Source organism: Paracoccus sulfuroxidans (genome assembly GCF_007830335.1).
GTDB lineage: Bacteria > Pseudomonadota > Alphaproteobacteria > Rhodobacterales > Rhodobacteraceae > Paracoccus > Paracoccus sulfuroxidans.
Genome location: NZ_VLKU01000007.1, coordinates 16,425 through 33,998 on the forward strand (window position 1 = coordinate 16,425; position 17,574 = coordinate 33,998).

At 66.4% G+C, this 17,574-nt stretch carries 11 protein-coding genes; 4 read left to right on the forward strand and 7 right to left on the reverse strand.

What is annotated here, in order from left to right:
- Nucleotides 1-80: 80 nt before the first annotated feature.
- Nucleotides 81-2,369 (forward strand): arginine/lysine/ornithine decarboxylase, encoded by a 2,289-nt coding sequence (locus tag IQ24_RS11735; protein ID WP_145398157.1) that lies wholly within the window; start codon nucleotides 81-83, stop codon nucleotides 2,367-2,369.
- 61 nt (nucleotides 2,370-2,430) lie between these two features.
- On the opposite strand, the gene IQ24_RS11740 is transcribed toward IQ24_RS11735, so the two are convergent.
- Together IQ24_RS11740 and IQ24_RS11745 are read right to left on the reverse strand one after the other, a co-directional pair.
- Nucleotides 2,431-3,132 (reverse strand): anti-sigma factor family protein, encoded by a 702-nt coding sequence (locus IQ24_RS11740; RefSeq protein ID WP_145398158.1) that lies wholly within the window; start codon nucleotides 3,130-3,132, stop codon nucleotides 2,431-2,433.
- A 52-nt stretch (nucleotides 3,133-3,184) separates the two neighbouring features.
- Nucleotides 3,185-3,682 carry an RNA polymerase sigma factor gene (locus IQ24_RS11745; RefSeq protein WP_145398159.1) on the reverse strand — a complete coding sequence of 166 codons (498 nt, stop codon included), beginning with the start codon at nucleotides 3,680-3,682 and terminating at the stop codon, nucleotides 3,185-3,187.
- Between the two features lie 97 nt (nucleotides 3,683-3,779).
- Between IQ24_RS11745 and IQ24_RS11750 the strand changes: the two genes are divergently transcribed.
- Nucleotides 3,780-5,018 carry a S8 family serine peptidase gene (locus tag IQ24_RS11750; RefSeq protein WP_145398160.1) on the forward strand — a complete coding sequence of 413 codons (1,239 nt, stop codon included), beginning with the start codon at nucleotides 3,780-3,782 and terminating at the stop codon, nucleotides 5,016-5,018.
- A gap of 12 nt (nucleotides 5,019-5,030) precedes the next feature.
- Here IQ24_RS11750 and copM read toward each other — a convergent pair whose 3' ends face one another.
- Nucleotides 5,031-5,441 (reverse strand): CopM family metallochaperone, encoded by a 411-nt coding sequence (gene copM, locus IQ24_RS11755; RefSeq protein ID WP_145398161.1) that lies wholly within the window; start codon nucleotides 5,439-5,441, stop codon nucleotides 5,031-5,033.
- A 259-nt stretch (nucleotides 5,442-5,700) separates the two neighbouring features.
- Between copM and IQ24_RS11760 the strand changes: the two genes are divergently transcribed.
- Nucleotides 5,701-8,385 (forward strand): heavy metal translocating P-type ATPase, encoded by a 2,685-nt coding sequence (locus tag IQ24_RS11760; protein WP_242008116.1) that lies wholly within the window; start codon nucleotides 5,701-5,703, stop codon nucleotides 8,383-8,385.
- A gap of 60 nt (nucleotides 8,386-8,445) precedes the next feature.
- Complete coding sequence (gene cueR / locus IQ24_RS11765) at nucleotides 8,446-8,895, forward strand: Cu(I)-responsive transcriptional regulator (protein WP_145398162.1); 450 nt, start codon at nucleotides 8,446-8,448, stop codon at nucleotides 8,893-8,895.
- On the opposite strand, the gene eutC is transcribed toward cueR, so the two are convergent.
- The 4 genes from eutC to IQ24_RS11785 all read right to left on the reverse strand — a co-directional run bounded on the left by eutC (nucleotide 8,892) and on the right by IQ24_RS11785 (nucleotide 17,550).
- Complete coding sequence (eutC, locus tag IQ24_RS11770) at nucleotides 8,892-9,671, reverse strand: ethanolamine ammonia-lyase subunit EutC (RefSeq protein ID WP_145398163.1); 780 nt, start codon at nucleotides 9,669-9,671, stop codon at nucleotides 8,892-8,894. The two genes, cueR and eutC, sit on opposite strands and share 4 nt — an antisense overlap.
- A complete protein-coding gene (locus IQ24_RS11775) occupies nucleotides 9,668-11,053 on the reverse strand; it encodes an ethanolamine ammonia-lyase subunit EutB (protein WP_145398164.1) in 1,386 nt (461 codons plus the stop codon). Before IQ24_RS11775 ends, eutC begins: the two co-directional genes overlap by 4 nt.
- A gap of 102 nt (nucleotides 11,054-11,155) precedes the next feature.
- Entirely contained in the window at nucleotides 11,156-15,658 is a 4,503-nt protein-coding gene (locus IQ24_RS11780) for a translocation/assembly module TamB domain-containing protein (protein WP_145398165.1), read from the reverse strand.
- Nucleotides 15,658-17,550 carry an autotransporter assembly complex protein TamA gene (locus tag IQ24_RS11785; RefSeq protein WP_145398166.1) on the reverse strand — a complete coding sequence of 631 codons (1,893 nt, stop codon included), beginning with the start codon at nucleotides 17,548-17,550 and terminating at the stop codon, nucleotides 15,658-15,660. Before IQ24_RS11785 ends, IQ24_RS11780 begins: the two co-directional genes overlap by 1 nt.
- Nucleotides 17,551-17,574 lie beyond the last annotated feature (24 nt).

The following is a 17,574-nucleotide window of genomic DNA, read 5'->3' on the forward strand; positions in this document are numbered from 1 at the left end:
GGAAGGGGCAGGCCGGTCTTGACGACCATGACCAGAGCCTAAAGAACAGGCCACCGAGGTGCCGATCAGAAGGAAGGCCGATGAAGTTCCGATTTCCCATTGTCATCATCGACGAGGATTTCCGGTCCGAGAATACCTCGGGCCTTGGCATCCGCGCCCTTGCCGAAGCCATCGAAAATGAAGGCTTCGAAGTCCTTGGCGTGACCAGCTATGGCGACCTGTCGCAATTCGCCCAGCAGCAAAGCCGCGCCTCGGCCTTCGTTCTGTCCATCGACGACGAGGAATTCGGCACCGGCCCCGATCTGGACCCGGCCGTCGTCGACCTGCGCAACTTCATCGAGGAAGTGCGCTGGAAGAACGAAGACGTCCCGATCTTCCTGCATGGCGAGACCAAGACCTCGCGCCATCTGCCCAACGACATCCTGCGCGAACTGCACGGCTTCATCCACATGTTCGAGGATACGCCGGAATTCGTCGCCAAGCACATCATCCGCGAGGCCAAGATCTATCTGGAAGGCATCCAGCCGCCCTTCTTCAAGGCGCTTCTGGATTACGCCGAGGACGGCTCTTATTCGTGGCACTGCCCCGGCCATTCGGGCGGCGTCGCCTTCCTGAAAAGCCCCATCGGCCAGATGTATCACCAGTTCTACGGTGAAAACATGCTGCGCGCCGATGTCTGCAACGCGGTCGAAGAGCTGGGCCAGCTTCTGGACCATAACGGCGCGATTGGCGCGTCCGAACGCAATGCGGCGCGCATCTTCAATGCGGACCATTGCTTCTTCGTGACGAACGGCACCTCGACCTCGAACAAGATGGTCTGGCACCACACGGTGGCGCCGGGCGATGTCGTGGTCGTGGACCGCAACTGCCACAAGTCGATCCTGCATTCGATCATCATGACCGGCGCGATCCCGGTTTTCCTGCGCCCGACCCGCAACCATTGGGGCATCATCGGCCCCATCGCGCATTCCGAATTCGAGCCCGAGGCGATCCGCGCCAAGATCCGCGCGAACCCGCTGCTGGCGGGCGTCGATGCCGACAGCGTCAAGCCGCGCGTGATGACGCTGACGCAATCGACCTATGACGGCGTGTTGTACAACACCGAGGAAATCAAAGGCATGCTCGACGGCTATGTCGAGAACCTGCATTTCGACGAAGCATGGCTGCCGCACGCGGCCTTCCACCCCTTCTACGGCACTTATCACGCGATGGGCCGCAAGCGCGGTCGTACCAAGCATTCGGTCACCTATGCCACGCAGTCGATCCACAAGCTGCTGGCGGGGATCTCTCAGGCCAGCCACGTTCTGGTGCAGGACAGCGAGGAGGTGAAGCTTGACCGCCACCTCTTCAACGAGGCGTACCTCATGCACACCTCGACCAGCCCGCAATATTCGATCATCGCCAGCTGCGACGTCGCCGCCGCGATGATGGAGCCGCCGGGCGGCACCGCGCTGGTCGAGGAATCCATCCTTGAAGCGCTGGATTTCCGCCGCGCCATGCGCAAGGTCGCCGACGATTTCGGCGAGGATGACTGGTGGTTCGCGGTCTGGGGCCCGGAAGAGCTTTCCGACGAAGGCATCGGCCGCACCAAGGACTGGGTCCTGCGCCGCACCGACAGCGAAGGCGTCCAGCGCGATGGCGAGGACAGCTGGCACGGCTTTGGCGACATGGCGCCGGGCTTCAACATGCTGGACCCGATCAAGGCCACGATCATCACCCCCGGTCTGGACATCGACGGGCGCTTTGACGACACCGGCATCCCGGCCTCGATCGTCTCGAAATACCTGACCGAGCATGGCGTCGTCGTGGAAAAGACGGGGCTCTACAGCTTCTTCATCATGTTCACCATCGGCATCACCAAGGGCCGCTGGAACACGCTGCTGGCCGCGCTTCAGCAGTTCAAGGATGACTACGACCGCAACCAACCCCTGTGGCGCGTCATGCCCGAGTTCTGCGCCAAGCACCCCCGCTATGAGCATATGGGCCTGCGCGACCTCAGCCAGCACGTCCATGCGCTTTACGCGAAATACGACGTCGCGCGGCTGTCGACCGAGATCTACCTGACCGAGCATCACCCGGCCATGACCCCCTCGGACGCCTATGCGCATATCGCGCGCCGCAAGACGCAGCGTGTCCCGATTGATGAGCTTGAGGGCCGGATCACCACCAGCCTTGTCACGCCCTATCCGCCGGGCATTCCGCTGCTGATCCCGGGCGAGACCTTCAATGGCAAGATCGTGGATTACCTGCGGTTCAACCGCGAATTCGCCCGCGAATGTCCGGGGTTCGAGACCGATATCCACGGGCTGGTGCAGGAAACCGGGCCGGACGGCGTGGTCCGCCATTACGCGGATTGCGTGGCGGACTGACGCCCGCGCAGGGATAGACATCAAAAGGCCCGGCAGATCTGCCGGGCCTTTTCAGATGCACTCAGCGCTTCAGGGCCGCAGCCTCATCCTCGGGCGACAGCGGCGCGCCCATGCCCGCCAGAGCATCGTCCAGCCCCGGAATATCGCCGCTGGCCGGAACGAAGCCCTCGGCATCCCCGGTCATGGTCGCGGCAAAGCGGTTTTCCCAGCCGTCCTGCGTCCGGCAGGCCAGCGAGACCGTGACCTGCGGCGTGCCGCGCGTTTCATATTCGCGGCAAAGCGTGCCGTCCGCATCGCGATAGGAGGCGATCACCGTCAGGTCACCGCCGCCCTCCAGCACCTGCACCTCGCCCGAGGGAAGGCTGTCCAGCGCGGCGATCTCGGCGGGCGCGATGCCGGTTTTGCGGTCCATGCCGAACCAGCCGACCGCCACCACCGCCAAGGCCACGGCGGCCGCAATGGCCTGCCACGGGCGACGGTTGAGGTTCGCGGGCGCGGGTGTCTCGATACGGGCCGGCTCGATGCGGGTCGGCTCGGCCGCAGAAGTCTGCGCCTTGCGGATCATCGCGATCAGCGGATCATCGGCGGGGGTCGCCTTGGCCGATCCCGCCGCCTCTTGCAGCAGCCGCCGCGTCTCGGAAAACCGGCGCAGCCGGGCCTGCAGGGCGGGATCGGCGTCGACCGCCTGCTGCACGGCCTGCGCCTCGTCGGCGGCAAGCTCTCCATCCGCCAGAGCCATGAGTGTTTCGTCACTGATCTGCATCGGGCTTCCTTACCGTCACGGAGAGATGATTCATATACGCGGGAGCAGCCATTTAATTCCCCGCCATGCCCAGTTTTTCCGAAAGCGCCAGACGGGCGCGGGCCAGTCGGCTCATCACCGTGCCCTTGGGAATGTCCAGCACATCGGCGGTTTCGGCGTAGCTGAGCTGTTCGATACAGACCAGATGCAGGACCTCGCGCTGTTCCTCGGGCAGATCCTGCATCGCCACCTCGACCGATTGCAGCATCAGCCGCGCCTCGATCCCGGCTGAGGGGTCTGTCGGCAGGCTTTCGGGCATCTCGAACACATCGACCTCGATCCCCGCCGTGCGCTTGCGCCTTGTCATGTCGATGAAGGCATTGCGCATGATGCGAAACAGCCATGGCTCCAGTTTCTGGGCCGGGTCATAGCTTCTGGCATTGGCAATCGCCCGCTCGACGGTGATCTGAACCAGATCGTCTGCGATATCATGCCGCCGTGACAGCGACAGGCCAAATCGGCGAAGATTGGGCAAAAGGCGAACCAGAGCATCACCGAAAGCCGGATCCATCAGATCTCTCCGCGTTGAGAAGAAAAATTAACCAATCCTTGGACTAATACTGATCCCGGGCCGTAGATGTCGAGAACGCTTGCAAAACGAGGTCGGAATGTCGCGCATTCTTTTGTTCATCATTGCCCTGTTGACCGTTCTGGCCATGGACCTGCGGACCGGACCCGATGGTCTGGGTGCCCTTTCGGCGGCCTATGCCGATGACGACGACGATGATGATGACGACGATGACGCTCCGGTCGTGCGCCGTCCGGCCCCGGCCCGAGCGCCCGCCCCGCCCCGCATCGTGCCGAATGAGCTGCTGACCCAGGGCCTGATCGAGCCCGACGTCGCCTTCCTGCAGGCGCGGGGGTTCGAGTTGTTGCAGACCCGCGTGCTGGTCGACGGGACCATGGCGCATCGGCTGCGCAAGCCCGCGTGGCTGACGATGGCTCAGGCACGCCGCGCGGTCAGGGACCGCGCCAACAAGCCCGTCGACTTCAACCACTATTACCGCCCCTCGCAACAAGCCGCCTGCACCGGCCCCGACTGCCCCGCGCGCAGCATGATCGACTGGCCGCAGGCGACGGCGGCCTGCGGCAAGCCGCCCCTGATCGGCATGGTCGACACCGGGCTGAACCCCGATCACCCGGTCTTCGCCTCTTCCAGGGTCGAGCTGCACCGCATCCAGCGCAATGCCAGCGCGTCAGAGCAGGTCCACGGCACGGCGGTCGCCTCGCTGCTGGTGGGGGACCCGCAAAGCCGCTCTCCGGGTCTGTTGCCGGGCGCGCAGCTGATCGCTGTTGACGGCTTCCACAATGCCCGGGGCGATGAGCGTATGGACGCGTTCGCGCTGATCGAGGCGCTGGACCTGCTGGCGCAGAAGGGCGTGCGGGTGGTGAACCTGTCCTTCGCGGGCCCCGCGAATGAGGCATTGGGGCAGCAGCTGAAGATGCTGGATCAGAAGGGGATCGTGCTGGTCGCGGCGGCGGGCAACTTCGGCCCCTCGGCCAAGCCCGCCTATCCCGCCGCCTATGAGCAGGTGATCGCGGTCACCGCCGTCGACCGGCGGGGCCAAATCTATCGCCGCGCGAACCGGGGCCAGTACATCGATCTGGCGGCACCCGGCGTCGATGTCTGGACGGCAGCCTCGGTCAGTGGCGCGCGCGTGCGCACCGGGACCTCCTATGCCGCGCCCTTCGTGACGGCGGCGGCAGGGCTTTTGCTGCAGCAGAACCCCGAGCTGACGCCGCAGCAGGTGAAAGAGCGGCTGCAGGCCTCAGCCCGCGATCTGGGCGAAAACGGCCGCGACCGGGTCTTCGGCCACGGCCTGCTGACGCCGCACAATCCCTGCTAGGGCCGGTGCGGCCTACTTGTCGTGCTGGGCCAGCCAGTCACGCATGGTGGCAATCTCGGTCTCCTGCGCGCTGATGATTTCCTCGGCCAGCGCGCGAACCTGCGGGTCTTTGCCGTGCTCCAGCACGATCTTGGCCATGTCGATCGCGCCCTGATGGTGCGGGATCATGCCGCGCATGAAATCGACATCCGCGTCGCCGGTATATTCGACGGCCATATCGGCATGCATGCGGTTGTTGGCCTCGATATAGGCCTTGGTCGAGGGGCTGTCGTCCGCACCCGCAGCGGGCATCGTGGACATGTCATGGCCCGACATATCATGGCCCTGCATGCCGCCCGCAGGTTCGGTCTGGCTTTGCGCAAAGGCAAGCCCGGCTGCGGCGGCCAGCGCGCCTGCGATAAAGATGGGGGTCAGCTTGTTCATCGTGAAATCTCCTTTGCCTGAGTGAGCCAATGCCGCGCCAGACCTGCCGGTGTGACGTCACAGGCGTCACCTTGGGTGCGCAGGACGGCTGCATCGGGACTTCATTGCCTTTCACCCTCTGCAACCCCATCTAAGGCTTCCAACGGTTGTAAGGTCAAGGGGGCGGAATAATCCGCACACCAACCTTGACCTTCCAATGGTTGGAACCTCTATCTGTATTGCTGACCTTGATTCGGATTTCAGAAAGAAGGAGGCAGCGATGAACGCCCCAAGCCCAATCTCCGACCCCGAAGTGACCACGATTTCCCTGCCGATCGAAGGCATGACCTGCGCCTCTTGCGTCGGGCGGGTCGAGCGTGCGTTGAAGGATGTGCCCGGCGTCACCGCCGCCTCGGTCAACCTCGCGACCGAGCGGGCCAGCGTCACCGCCCCTGCCTCGCTTGATCCGGCGCGGCTGGTCGCGGCGGTCGAGAAATCCGGCTATTCCGTGCCCAGCACCACCATCGAGCTTCCGGTGCTGGGGATGACTTGCGCCTCTTGCGTAGGTCGGGTCGAACGCGCGCTGAAGAAGGTGCCGGGCGTGACCGATGCCGCCGTGAACCTTGCGACCGAACGCGCGACCATTCACGCCACCAGCGGCGTTTCGCAAGAGGATCTGGTTCAGGCTATCCAGAAATCGGGCTATGAGGTGCCCGCCTCGGCGATCGAGTTTCAGGTCGAGGGCATGACCTGCGCCTCTTGCGTGGGGCGGGTGGAACGTGCGCTGAAGGCCGTGCCCGGCACCACCGGCGCGACCGTCAATCTGGCGACCGAGCGTGCGACCGTTCAGGGCAGCGCCGACCCCTCCGATCTGATCGCCGCCATCGCCAAGGCCGGATATTCCGCGCAGCGCATCGGCGCGCCCGTGGTCCAGACCGACCAGCCCGAGGACACGCCCGACCGCAAAGAGGCCGAGCGGCTTCAGCTGAAGCGCGACTTCACGCTGGCCGCCGTGCTGGCCCTGCCGGTTTTCCTGCTGGAGATGGGCGCGCACCTGATCCCCGGCGTGCACGGGCTGATCGAGCGGACCATCGGCATGCAGGCCAACTGGTACATCCAGTTCGCGCTGACGACGCTGGTGCTTTTCGTTCCCGGCATCCGCTTTTACGAAAAGGGCCTGCCCGCGCTGTGGCGGCTGGCACCCGACATGAACTCTCTGGTCGCGGTCGGAACGCTGGCGGCCTACGGCTATTCGATGGTCGCGACCTTCGCACCCTCGTTCCTGCCCGCGGGCACGGTCAACGTCTATTATGAGGCCGCCGCCGTCATCGTCGCCCTGATCCTGCTGGGCCGCCTTCTGGAGGCCCGCGCCAAGGGCCGCACCTCCGAGGCGATCAAGCGTCTGGTCAAGCTGCAGGCCAAGACCGCGCGGGTGCGCCGCGATGGCGCGGTTCAGGACCTGCCCATCGCCGCCGTCCTTCTGGGCGACATCATCGAGATCCGCCCGGGTGAGCGCATCCCCGTCGACGGCGAAGTGACCGAGGGCGACAGCTTCATCGACGAATCGATGATCACCGGAGAGCCGATCCCGGTCGCGAAAGCCATCGGCGCTCAGGTCGTCGGCGGCACCGTGAACCAGCAGGGCGCCTTTGCCTTCCGCGCCACGGCAGTGGGCGGCAAGACCGTCCTGTCCCAGATCATCCGCATGGTGGAAGAGGCGCAGGGCTCGAAACTGCCGATCCAGGCGCTGGTCGACAAGGTGACGATGTATTTCGTCCCGGCGGTCTTTGCCGTCGCCGCGCTGACCTTCGCGGCCTGGCTGTGGTTCGGCCCCTCGCCCGCGCTCAGCTTCGCGCTGGTCAATGCGGTTGCGGTGCTGATCATCGCCTGCCCCTGTGCCATGGGTCTGGCAACGCCCACCGCCATCATGGTCGGCACCGGACGCGGGGCCGAACTGGGCGTGCTGTTCCGCAAGGGCGAGGCGCTGCAACTGCTGAAGGACGCCCGCGTCGTGGCCGTCGACAAGACCGGCACGCTGACCGAAGGCCGTCCCGCGCTGACCGATCTCGAACTGGCCCCGGGCTTTGACCGCGCCGATGTGCTGGCCCGCGTCGCGGCGGTCGAGGCGAAATCCGAACACCCCATCGCCCGCGCCATTGTCGAGGCGGCAGCGGATGAGGGCCTGACCCTGCCCGCGATCACCGAATTCGCCTCGGTCACCGGCTTTGGCGTCAAGGCCATGGCGGGCGGTGAGCGGGTCGAGATCGGCGCCGACCGCTACATGGCCCAGCTTGGGCTGGATGTCGCGCCCTTTGCCGCCATCGCCGAACGGCTGGGAGGTGAGGGGAAATCGCCGCTTTACGCCGCCATCGGGGGCAAGCTGGCCGCGATCATCGCCGTGGCCGATCCGATCAAGGCCAGCACGCCCGGCGCGATCAAGGCGCTGCATGACCTTGGTCTGAAGGTCGCCATGATCACCGGCGACAACGCCCGCACCGCGCGCGCCATCGCCCAGCGGCTCGGCATCGATGAGGTGGTGGCCGAGGTGCTGCCCGACGGCAAGGTTGCCGCGATCCAGCGGCTGCGCGCCGAACATGGCAAGGTCGCCTTCGTGGGCGACGGCATCAACGACGCCCCGGCGCTGGCCTCGGCCGATGTCGGTCTGGCCATTGGCACCGGCACCGATGTCGCCATCGAGGCAGCGGATGTGGTGCTGATGTCGGGCAGCCTGCAGGGCGTGCCGAACGCCATCGCGCTGTCGAAGGCCACCATCGGCAACATCCGGCAGAACCTGTTCTGGGCCTTCGCCTATAACACCGCGCTGATCCCGGTCGCGGCGGGGGTTCTGTACCCGGCCTATGGTATCCTGCTGTCACCGGTCTTCGCGGCAGGCGCGATGGCGCTGTCGAGCGTCTTCGTGCTGGGCAATGCCCTGCGGCTGAAGGCCTTCAAGGCACCCGAGTAAACAGCAACAACCGCCGGTGCGGGGCCGTCCCGCACCGGCCTGATCTGAAGGAGAGGCAAGATGAACATCGGTCAGGCCGCCAAGGCCTCGGGCGTTTCGGCCAAGATGATCCGCTATTACGAACAAAGCGGGCTGATCCCTCCGGCCGACCGGCGCGCTTCGGGCTATCGCGATTATTCGGACACGGATGTCCACAACCTCAGCTTCATCCGCCGCGCCCGCGATCTGGGCTTTTCCGTGGCCGAGATCGGCGATCTGCTGGGCCTCTGGCGCGATCAGGACCGCCAGAGCGTCGAGGTGCGCAAGCTCGCGCTCTCGCATATCGAGACGCTGGAGAAAAAGATCGTGGCGCTGCAGGAAATGTCGCGCACGCTGGGCGCGCTGGTGGCCTGCTGCAACGGCGATGAGCGGCCTGATTGCCCGATCATCGACAGCCTGCAATCGGGCAGGGAGGGTGAGGATGTTGAGATCCGCGCCCGTGTCGGCGCGGTCGAGAAGCTGGCCCGCTAACCTCCCAGCAGGAAATTCGGGCGGATGGCGGGACCGGCCAGCGCCTCGGCCTCGTCCTTCAGATCGACGCCCGAAAGCCCGCGCCTGCGGGCCTCGGTCATCAGGAAGACCAGCTTATGCGCGGCCTCGGGATAGCCAAGCCCCGCAGGCCGCACGTTCGAGATGCAGTTCCTCGCCTCATCCGTCAGACCGGGGCGCGGGCCATGGGTCAGGTAAAGCCCAAGGCTGTCGGGGCTGCTGAGGCCCGGGCGCTCTCCGATCAGGACGGCCACGATCTGCGCGCTAAGCATCGCCCCGATCTCATCGCCGATGGCCACGCGGCCCTGCGTCACGATGGTCAGGGGTGCGAGTTTCCACCCCTCCAGCGCGGGCAGCAGCACCTGCAGGAACGGCAGCGCGTTCTGGGCAATCGCGGTCGCCGACAGCCCGTCGGCAATGACGATGGCCAGATCATGCCCCTTGGGCGCCCCGGCCAGCGCCTCGCGTGAGGCGTGGCCAAGCTGGCGCCCCAGATCGGGGCGTTGCAGATAGGCGGCGCGGCTTTCAGCGGCGCTTTGCAGCACCATCGCCCGCTGCCCCAGATCCGCCAGCCCCTGTTGCAGGGCACCGGTGTCCAGCGCCAGCCCGACCGCCTTGCGGGCGCGGGCATGGGCCATCTGAAACTCCAGATGCGGGACGGTGGGCTGGCTGACGCCTGCCCGGCCAAGCGCGATGCGCGCCGGGGTCAGCGCCCGCAGCGCGCCCCACGGATTCGCGGTCACCGGATCGCGCGTCATGCCACGCCCTCGATCGCGCGGCGGAAGGCGGGGGGCAGCGTCTCGCTCAGCCCACCGCCGGGGCGGGTGATGTCCTGCCGCAGCAGCCAGTCCTCGAACTCGGGCGCGGGACGCAGGCCCAGCACCTGCCGCAGATAGAGGGCGTCATGAAACGAGGTCGTCTGATAATTCAGCATCACATCATCCGAGCCGGGAATGCCCATGATGAAGGTGATCCCCGCGACGCCCAGCAGGGTCAGCAGGTTGTCCATGTCGTTCTGGTCGGCCTCGGCGTGGTTGGTATAGCAGATGTCGCATCCCATCGGCAGGCCCAGCAGCTTGCCGCAGAAGTGATCCTCCAGCCCCGCGCGGATGATCTGCTTGCCGTCGTAAAGATATTCGGGGCCGATGAAGCCCACGACCGTATTGACCAGCAGGGGCTTGACCATCCGCGCCACGGCATAGGCCCGCGCCTCCAGCGTCTGCTGGTCGATGCCGTGGTGGGCATTGGCCGACAGGGCCGAGCCCTGACCGGTTTCCAGATACATCACATTCTCACCGACCGTGCCGCGCTGAAGCGACAGCGCCGCCTCGCGCCCTTCGCGCAACAGGGCCAGATCGATGCCGAAACTGCGGTTCGCGGCCTCGGTCCCTGCGACGGATTGAAACACAAGATCGACGGGCGCGCCGCGCCGGATCAACTCGATCGCGCTGGTCACATGGGTCAGCACGCAGGATTGCGTCGGGATCTCGTAACGGCGGATGACCTCATCCAGCATCCGCAGCAGCGTGTCGACCGCAGGCAGCGAATCCGAGGCCGGGTTGATGCCGATGACCGCATCACCATTACCATACATCAGCCCGTCCAGGATCGAGGCGGCGATCCCCGCCGGGTCATCCGTCGGGTGATTGGGCTGAAGCCGGGTCGAGAGCCGCCCGGGCAGGCCGATGGTGTTGCGAAACCGCGTCTCGACCCGGACTTTGCGGGCAATCAGGATCAGGTCCTGATTGCGGCAGATCTTGCTGACGGCGGCGACCATCTCGGGCGTCAGCCCCGGCGCAAGGGCTGTCAGCGCCGCCGCATCGGCCTGATCGGACAGCAGCCAGTCGCGAAACCCGCCGACGGTCAGCGCCGCCACTGGCTGAAAGGCGCGGGCGTCATGGCTGTCGACGATCAGCCGCGTGACCTCATCAGCCTCATAGGGGATCAGGTGATCGTGTAGAAAGGTCGTCAGCGGCAGATCGGCCAGCGCCATCTGGGCGGCGGCACGCTCTTCCTCATCCAAGGCGGCGATGCCCGCCAGATGATCGCCCGAGCGTTCGGGGCTGGCCTTCGCCATCAGCTGCGCCAGATCGTCAAAGCGCCAGACCTGGCGGCCAAGCGTATGGGCAAAACTGGGCATGCGGGATTTCCTGAGCTTGGAACTTCCGGCCCAAGGTGATCGATTTTCCGCCAGCCGCAAAGGGGAAAGCTCTGCCGGGGTCAGCCCCCGGCAGAGGCGGGATCAGTAATCGCGCTCATAGAACAGGCCCAGCGTGCTGTCGCCTTCGCTGTTGACCGAGCCGCGCGCCGTCAGGTTCGTGTTGATGTCGAGGTTCAGGTTCAGCCGTGTCTTGCCGTCGCCGCCCACCTGCACGTCGGTGTAGAGATTGCGCGACAGGTACTTGCCCGCACGAACCGAGACATTGCCCTCATCATCCGTTGCCAGATCCAGATCATCGAGCCCGGTCGAGGCCCGCAGGCGTCCGACGATGCCTTCGCCGCCGCGCCCGGCCAGCGTCGCAACCGCATTGGCCAGCTGAGCGGCCTGCAGCGCGCTGATCTTGTCCAGCCCGCGCCCGAACAGAAGCTGCGAAAGCACCTCTTCCTCGGGCATGTCGGGCGAGGATTCGAACTTGATCTCGGGGTCCTGCGCCTCACCGTCGATGATGATCCGGGTGGTGATGCCATCCTGCACGGTTTCGGCCACCAGTCGGATCACCGGGATCAGGCTGCCCTGCAGCTCGATCAGGCCCTCGGTCAGGTCGAACCGCTTGCCCAGCAGATCGACGCGGCCCCGGATCAGCTCCAACTGGCCGACCGGGATCGGCTGGCGGGCGTTGCCGGTGACGCGCAGCTCTCCGCCCAGTTCGGCGTCGACGCCGCGACCACGCACGAAGACCTGATCGGGCGCGTTGATCGTCAGGTCGAAGCGCGCCGGATTGGCGGGCGGCGTAGCGGGCGGCGTGTTCATGCCGGCGGCGCGCGAATCCTCGCTGGGGAATTCCAGCAGCCCCGCCTTGGCGCGGGTCTGGCGCTGCGGCGGGCGTTCGCCCAAATGGCGGATATCGGGAATGGCCGAGGCCCCACCAAGCCCGGTCGAGGGGATGCGCAACTCGGCCTCGCGCACGTCGATGCGCCCGGCCACCAGCGGCCCCTGCACGGCCGAGCCGGTCACGGTGATGTCGCCGAAGACCTGCACCTGATAGAGGTTCGGGTCGCGCAGGATCACCCGGTTCAGGTTGACCGCCAGATCCATCGAGCGGTCGCCGGTCAGATTGACCGGCCCGTTCACGGTGATATGGCCCCCGGCCTCGACCTCGCCATTCACGTCAACCACCACGCGGCCACCGTTGAAATCGGCATTGGCGTTCAGCGTGCCGATGCTGAGGCCCAGCTTCGGCTCGGCCAGACGCCCGCCATTCAGCGACACCCGGCCCGAGAGCGATTCCAGCGCAGGCGCGCCGTTCACCCGCAGATCGAAGGTCACCGGACCGTCAACGCTGCGCGTGCGCAGGAAGGGGTTCGCGGCGGCGGCCTCGGTATTGCCCGCAACCCGCAGGTCCATGGTGGCAAAGCTATGCGCGATGCCGCCGGTCACCTGTGCCCGCGTGCCACCCGGCCCCGAGGCCGTCAGGTTCACGTCATAGTTCTGCGGCGTCTGGCGAATGGTGCCCCGCACCTCGGCAGGCCCCGGGAAGCCATCAACCAGCAGCGCCAGATCGTTCAGCCGCGCGTCAAGGTTCAGCCCCGTCGTCGGATCGCCGTCGCCGGTCAGGCGGAACTGGCCGTTCTGCGCGCGCAGACTGTTCACCGTGATGCGGTTGTCGGCCGAGAGCCGCGCGTCAACCTCGAAGGTCGAATGCCCGGCCAGCACGCCATCCGCCTGCGGATTTCCGACGGCCAAACCGTCTGCCGTGCCGCTGGCGGTGATGTGGCGCGCGCCCTGATCGTCGCGCAACTGGGCATTGGCGTTGACCGCGCCGCGGAAGCCGCGACCCAGGAACCGCAGGTCATCGGCGCGAACCGTCGCTTTCACGTCGGTCGCATTGATGCCCACCTGCCCCTCGGCCCCGACATGCAGGCGCGGGTTTTCGATCTGGGCGGTGTCGATGGCGAAGATGCCGTTACGCTCGGTCCCCTGCACAGTCAGGCGGGTTTCGCCCGCCAGCGCACCGTCGACCTGCGCCTGCCCGAAAGACAGATCCGTGCCGGTGCCCGTCACATCCAGACGCCGCGCGCCGGTGCCGTCATCGACGAAACTACCCTGTGCCTTCAGCGCGCCGCGCCAGCCCTGCCCGAAGGCCGCCAGCGACTTCAGATCGACATTGCCGGTCAGGTCGGTCTTCGACTTGCCGAGCGAGCCGCGCACATCTGCCACCGCCTGCGCATTGTCCAGCTTCAGGTCGTTGATGGTGATCTCGCCATTGCGCTCCTCGGCAGTCAGCTTCAGCAGCGTGACGCCGGTCAGCCCCGGATCGCCGTCCTGACTGCCCAGCCGCAGATCGGTGCCGCGCCCGGTCAGATCCAGCATGCGCGCGCCGCCCTGTTCCGTCGCCGTCGCCGTCGCCGTCAGCCCGCCCGAGAAGCCACGCCCCAGCACCGCCAGATCGGGGAAGGCAAAGTCCATTTTCGCATTCAGCGCGCCGGGCGCGAAGCTGCCCTGACCGCGCCCGGACAGCTGCGGGTTGACCAGCTCCAGCTTCTCGACCTCGAATTCACCGCCTCGCTGGGTGGCCTCGACCGTCAGATCGGTTTCGCCGTCCAGCGCGCCGTCGAGTTCAGGGATGCCGGTCACCAGTCCCTGCGCCTTGCCGGTCACCCGCAACTTGCGGCCATCCTGCGGCCCGGTCAGATTGGCGTCCAGACGCATGGCTCCCGCCATTTTCGGGTCCGCCACGGTCAGGCTGGGCATGTCGATGGTCGCCGTCACATCCGCGCTGGTGCTGCTGAGGAAGCCCTTGGCATCGGCGGTCAGGTTCTGCGCCTTGACCGTCAGCCCGCGCAGCTCGATCCCCGAGGTGTCGCGGCGCGCGTCCAACGCGATGCGCGATTCCCCGGCCAGAATCCGGTCGGCATGCTCTTGCCCGACCTGAATGTCCTGCCCCAGGATCTCGACATTGGCGTCGAAGGATTTGCCCAGCAGCGCATAGCTGCCGACGACATGCGCCTTGGCACCGCCGCCGACCTGACGCCCGGCCAGTTGCGACAGCCGGCCCAGATTGTCATAGGTCGAGGTGATGTCGCCCGAGAGCGTGATCCCCGAGGAGAGCCCCGAGACCGTCATATCGCCGGTCAGCCCGTATTCGGTGCCGTTGATGTTCATGCCCGTCAGCGCCAGCGCCTCGCCCGGTTTCAGGGCAAAGTTCAGGCCGCCGTTCAGGTTGTTGCCGATGGCCGTGGCCAGCCCTTCATCGGCAGGCTCGATGCCATCCATGCCGAAGGCCACCCAGCCCCGCACCTCTTCCAGCCCCTGCGCCGAGGTCAGGTTCAGCCGCCCGCGCCCGTCCAGACGCAGCTCACTGAGTTGCCCCTCATCGCGCGAGACATCGTTCAGCCGCCCGCGCAGCACCCAGCCCGAGCCGCGCGCCGCATCGAATTGCAGCGTCAGATTGCCCGAACGCACGGTCGTCGGCTTGTCGGCCCAGGGCAGCAGCACCGGCAGCGTGGTCGCGCCCGCATCCTCGCCCAGAAGCATCTTCACATCGATGCTTTGCGGCGCGCCATTGCCCGTCGTCGTGGCCGAGCCGGTCATGTTCAGCGCGTCGGTCGTCACGTTCAGCACCGGGATCAGGATGCGCCCATCCTCGCCGCGCCAGCCCTCGGCCGTCAGTTGCGAGGTGCCACCGAAGAACGCCTTGTGCTGCGGCGGCATGATCGCCGCGACATCACCGTTGACGTTCAGCCGGAACGCCGTCCCGGCCACGCCTGCGCGTTCCTCGGCGTCGATGGTGACATTGCCGCTGATGCGCGGCTGGCCATCGGTCGCCATGGTGATATCGGCGGTGTAATCGCTCAGCGGGCCATTGCCCTTGATCTCGGCCTTGACCGCCGGGCGGTCGTGCAGCTGGATCAGGTTGGCAAAGAGCCCGTTCTTGTCCTCGTCCAGCGACAGATCCAGCGCCAGCACCCGCGTCTCGTTCGAGAAGCTGGTGTCCAGCGCGAATTGGCCGCGCGGCCCGTCGACGCGGTTGATCGCCAGCTTCGCCTGTCCCTCGCCATCGGCCAGCTGCATCGAGCCGTCGATGCCGATGACCGCTTCCGCGCCGATGACCGGCTGGCCCAGCTCGACCCGGTCGACCTTGATGCGGTCGATATTGACCGAGACCGGCAGCGTCGGCAGGGCGAACTCGGTCGCCTCGGCCTTGGGCGCATCCCCGCCGCCACCCGGCAGACGGGGCAGGATGATGGTTTCGGCCGACAATTCGTTGATCTGGATGCGACGCCCCAAGAGCGCCGAGCGGTTCCACTGGATCGCGCCATTGCGCAGCGTGATCCAGGTGCCGTCGTCATCGGCGATGGTCAGCTGGGTGAAAGTGGCGCGGGACGACAGCGCGCCCTCAAACCCGGTCAGCACGACCTGACGGCCAGCACCCGACAGTTTTTCTTCCAGAAAGCGGGTGATGAAGCCCTTGTCGTCCTCGACCTCCTCGGAAATCTCGGCGGCGCTGTCCTGCGCGATGGCGCCCAGCGGCAGTTGCAGGGCGACCCAGAAGGCCAGCAGAATGCGAAGAAGAAACCGGTGCATCAGAACGCCTGCCCAAGACCTAGGTAAAGTTGCATCCCCTCGCCCGTGTCGCCGCCGACGGGACCGGCCACGTCAAAGCGCAACGGGCCGATGGGCGTCTTGTAGCGGATGCCCGCGCCCGCGCCGGCCTGCCAGCCGCTTTCGCCCTGCCAGCCACCCTCGGACCAGACGCGCCCGGCGTCGGCAAAGATCGCAAGGCCGATCTTTTCGCGGACCTGAATGCGGGTCTCGGCGGTCAGGGTGGCGATGCTCATGCCGCCGGTCTTGACCGGGCCGTCGGGGCCCTGAATGACCTCGACCCCCAGCGATTCATAGGGCTGGCCGCGAACGGTGCCGCCGCCACCCGAATAGAACAGATAGTCGCGCGGCACTTCCTGAATGTCGGGGCCAAGCACGGTGCCCAGCCGCGCGCGACCGGCCAGGGTGAAGCGGTCGTCGGTGCCGAAGCTGTAGAAAGCGCGGCCCTCGGCGGTCAGCTGCGCGCCGCTGCCGGTTTCGTCCTGCAGACCGATGAAGGGCGTCGCCGTGCCCGACAGCCAATAGCCGCGCTTGGCGTCGGTCGGCTCATCGCGCTTGTCCCAGATCACGCTGGCAGGCAGCGCGATCAGCCGGAAATTGGTCGTGCCCGCGTCATCCGTCGACTTCAGCGCGCGGTATTGCAGCCCGATATCGGCTGTCAGGCGATCGTTCGGGATATAGGTGAAGCCCAGACCGATGGTCGCGGAATCAAGGTCGTAATCTTCCTCGCGCAGACGCTCGACCTTGGTTTCCAGATAGCCGGTGGTGTCCGCGTTCAGCGTCGCGGGGCGGTCCAGACGCACGCCCATCGCATAATCCATGCCGGTGGTGCCCGAGCCGATGTCGCTGACGCTGGCGTCGACGCGCAGCCGCTCGCCCCCGCGCAACAGGTTGCGGTGCATCCAGTAGCCGGTCAGCGCCAGCCCCTCCGAGGTCGAATATTCGAAACCGCCGCCGATCCGGCGGGGCTTCTGTTCGACCACCAGCAGGTCGACATCCAGCGTATTGCCGGGGCTGACATAATCGGCCTCGGTCAAGGTGATGGCGGAAAAGACACCGCTGCGGCGCAGGCGCTTGCGGACATCCTCGATCTTTTCGGGGTCGAAGCGCTGCCCCTCGGGGAAGCCCGCGATCTTGCGCAGACGGCGCGGGTCCAGCCGGTCATAGCCGCGAATCGTCAGCTTGCCGAAGCGAAGCTGCGGGCCGGGTTGCAGCGCGATGCGGCTGTCGATGGTCGAGCTGTTGTGGTCGGCGATGATGTCCGAGGCCGCGACCTCGGCCTTGGCATAGCCCTGATCGCGCCAGCCGCTGACGCCCGCATTGGCCGCGCGCTTGATGTCGCCGGTGCGCGCCACCTCGCCCCGCCGGTATTCCGAGGGCAGGTCGCTTCCCGGCGCAACCGGCGCGATATCGGCGCGGCTGAACTTGTATTGCGGCCCGGGCTGAACCGCCACGACGACCTTGTTCACCGAATGCGGCGCGTCCAGAGGCGCGATCTGCGCCGCCTCGACCCCGTCCAGCGTGATGTTGATGACGACCGAGTAATAGCCCTGATCGTAAAGATTCCCCAGAATCCGGGCGTAATCGCCCCGCGCCGCGGCCAGAATATCCTGCCCGGTCACGCGGCCCTCATCCTGCGCGCTGACCAGAAGCGAGCCGCTGCGCAGCGACTTGGCCAGCGAGCCGTCATCGCCCTGCACGACGAAATCAAGCTGAACCGGGGAGCCCTCGTTGCCCTTGGCCCCGCCGAAAAGCCCCGAAAACGGTGACGAGGAGGAGGAAGAAGATGATCCAGAAGACTGCGCCAGAACAGCGCCAGCACCGAAACCCAAAACTACCGCGGCAGCGGTGCCTGCCTGGATCAACCTTTTCATCGACTGCCTGTCCTGCCAAGGGAT